Source organism: Mycobacterium sp. (genome assembly GCF_049280035.1).
In the GTDB taxonomy this organism is placed as follows: Bacteria; Actinomycetota; Actinomycetes; order Mycobacteriales; family Mycobacteriaceae; genus Mycobacterium.
The window spans coordinates 1-2,696 of the sequence record NZ_JBAPPI010000568.1; the positions used below are offsets into that span (position 1 = coordinate 1).

At 66.2% G+C, this 2,696-nt stretch carries 3 protein-coding genes and 1 pseudogene; all 4 read left to right on the forward strand.

All coding sequences use genetic code 11. The features are described 5' to 3' along the window. Positions 1-231, forward strand: a pseudogene (locus WAN71_RS18560) (enoyl-CoA hydratase); the annotation flags it as partial. Between the two features lie 15 nt (positions 232-246). Further along, a complete protein-coding gene (locus WAN71_RS18565; protein ID WP_422226736.1) occupies positions 247-1,059 on the forward strand; it encodes an enoyl-CoA hydratase/isomerase family protein in 813 nt (270 codons plus the stop codon). 2 nt (positions 1,060-1,061) lie between these two features. Further along, positions 1,062-1,910 (forward strand): enoyl-CoA hydratase/isomerase family protein, encoded by an 849-nt coding sequence (locus WAN71_RS18570; RefSeq protein ID WP_422226737.1) that lies wholly within the window; start codon positions 1,062-1,064, stop codon positions 1,908-1,910. Then, the coding region (locus tag WAN71_RS18575) for a DUF7064 domain-containing protein (RefSeq protein ID WP_422226738.1) at positions 1,907-2,696 on the forward strand (790 nt) is incomplete at its 3' end. The genes WAN71_RS18570 and WAN71_RS18575, both read left to right, overlap by 4 nt.

Here is a 2,696-nt window from a genome sequence, read left to right on the forward strand (position 1 = left end):
GTGCCGGCGGGCACCGCAGCGGCCGCCGCGCGGGAACTGGCCCGCGAACTGTGCGCCGCTTCATCGCCCGCGCAGCGCGCGGTTGTCCGGACGGTGGCCGCGGCGTACGACCGGCCGCTGTCGGAAGGTCTGCACTTTGAGGCCGAACAGGTCCAAGGGGTGTTCGAACAGGGCGAGGCAGTCGAGGGCATCCGGGCGTTTATCGACAAGCGCGCTCCCGAATTCGTCTGATCAGAAGGACTTCCGATGATTGATCTCGAACAGCGTTATGAGACATTGCTTCTCGAGTCCCCCGCGGCCACCGTGGTCCAGGTGACGTTGAACCGGCCCGACCGGTTCAACGCGATGACGGTGACCATGTTCAACGAACTCGAATCGGTCGCGCGCGCGATCGGCGACGATCACGATATCCGGGTAGTGATCCTTACCGGTGCGGGCCGGGCGTTCTGTGCGGGCTACGACCTCGACGAAGCCGAGGAACTCGCCTCGTTGTCGGCCCTGGGCATGCTCGACCGCCAGGAGCGCGCGGCCCGCGCGCTCAGCGCCGTGCGGACAATACCGGTACCGGTGATCGCCGCGGTGAACGGCCCCGCCGCTGGTGGCGGCATGTCGCTCACCCTGATGGCCGATATCCGGCTTGGGTCGCCTGCGGCTAAGTTCAATGCCGCGTTCGTGCGGATCGGGCTTTCGGCGGGCGACCTGGGCGCCTCCTGGCTGCTGCCGCGGCTGATCGGTCCGTCGGCCGCTGCGGAAATCGGTTTCACGGGTCGTATGGTCGAGGCCGATGAGGCAGAGCGGCTCGGCCTGCTCAACCGGGTGACCGGTCCGGACGACCTGCCCGACCAAACGCTAGCCATGGCGGCTCAGATCTGCGCCAACTCCCCCGGCGGCATCCGGATGTCCAAACGGGCGTTGCAGGCCAACATGGAAGTCGCCTCCTTCGCTGCGGCGCTCGAACTGGAGAACCGCGGACAGGCACTGCTGACGCGCTGTGACGACATGACCGAGGCACTGCAAGCCTTCAAAGCCAAGCGGCCACCGAACTTCTCCGGGCGGTGAACATGAGCACCGCCACATCACGCTGGAATAGAGTGTCGCGGCGCCCGCTGGCCGACGTCCTCGACGAGGTGCGCACGGCACGCACCCTGACCTTCGACGAGCATCGCCCCGGCATCGTTGTGATGTCAGTGAACCGGCCACATCGCGCGAATTCGCAAACGGTGGAAATGTTCGGCGAAATCGCCTGGGCGACAGCCATGTTGCGGAACGCGCCGCTGCGTGCGCTGATCATCACCGGGGCCGGCGGAAAGGCGTTCTGCACCGGCTTCGACCTGGACGAGGTCGATGTCCTCACCCGGATGTCGGTCTCGGAATTCACCGACCTTGTAGAGACCGCTGCCGCCGGGTCCACCGGGTTGCGCGCCCTGCCGTACCCGGTGATCGCCGCGGTCAGCGGCCCGGCGGCCGGTGGTGGTCTGTCGTTGGCACTGGCCGCTGACATCCGGCTCGCAGACCACACCGCCAGTTTCAGCGCCGGGTTCGTTCGGGTCGGTTTGTCCATCGGCGAACTCGGCACATCGTGGAACCTGGCCCGGCTGATCGGACCCGGCCGGGCCGCCGAGTTGGCGTTCACCGGACGCACAGTACGGGCCGTCGAAGCCCAGCGCATCGGACTGGCCGACCGGCTCGCCGAGACGGGCAGCGCGCTCGACGCGGCGATCGAGCTTGCCGAAACCATCGCGGAAAACTCCGACGACAGCACGAGATCCACCAAGAATGCGCTGGTCCGCAATCTCGAGAACAACTCCTTCAGGTCCGCGCTGGAGATGGACACCCGCGGCCAGGCGCTAGCCCTGCAGGCGCCGGCCACCCGCAGCGCACTGCGGAAGCTGCAGGAGCAGTCACAGTGACCGCATCGGAAGAGCTGCGCGACGGGCTCGGCCCCGCTGACGACCTCCGGCACCGGCCAATGGCCGGGGAGAGAACGCGTGACAGCCTGTTCTGGGAGCTGATCATGCCGGAAGAAGAACTCGGCGTGCAGGTCTACCTCTACCTGACCGGTAGCGGAAAGGCCGGCTATAACGTCTGCATCTGGGGGCCGGATGCGCGCCCTTTGGCGCTGCACCTTCACCAAGGGCGGGTACCCGACCAGGCCGACCTCGACGATTTCTCGTTCGACGGGCTGACGCTCACGCAGCCGGAGTTGCGCAAGTCCTGCGTGTTGACCTACGACCGCGACGATGTGCGAATCGAGTTCGGGTTCAATGGCATTCACGATGCGTTCAGCTACCACTGCAATCCGGACGGGCTGCCCTCGTGGTTTGCGGTGAACCGGATCGAGCAGACCGGGCGAGTGCGTGGAGGGCTTGAAGTTGCGGGCCGCCGGATCGAGTGGGACCGAATGGGACATCGTGACCATTCCTGGGGGGTTCGTGACTGGGGCGTCCCTCAGCATTGGAAATGGTTCGTCGCTTACACCGAATCGGGCCGGGCGCTCAATGGTTGGATTTGGATCGCCAAGGGCGAGTGGGGTTTCGCCGGCTACGTCGTGCGGGACGGAGTTACCCACCCGGTCCGTCACATCGACCACCACGCCGACTACGACGAACAGATGCGCCAACGTCGGCTGCGGGCGACTTTGACCGATGTCACCGGTGCGCAAACCGAGCTGGAGCTCGACGTCTTCGGTGTGATCG

What these genes read in the sequence shown, in the direction of transcription:
- WAN71_RS18565 (WP_422226736.1), top strand. Translation starts at nt 247, where the DNA reads ATGATTGATCTCGAACAGCGTTATGAGACATTGCTTCTCGAGTCCCCC.
- WAN71_RS18570 (WP_422226737.1), top strand. Translation starts at nt 1,062, where the DNA reads ATGAGCACCGCCACATCACGCTGGAATAGAGTGTCGCGGCGCCCGCTG.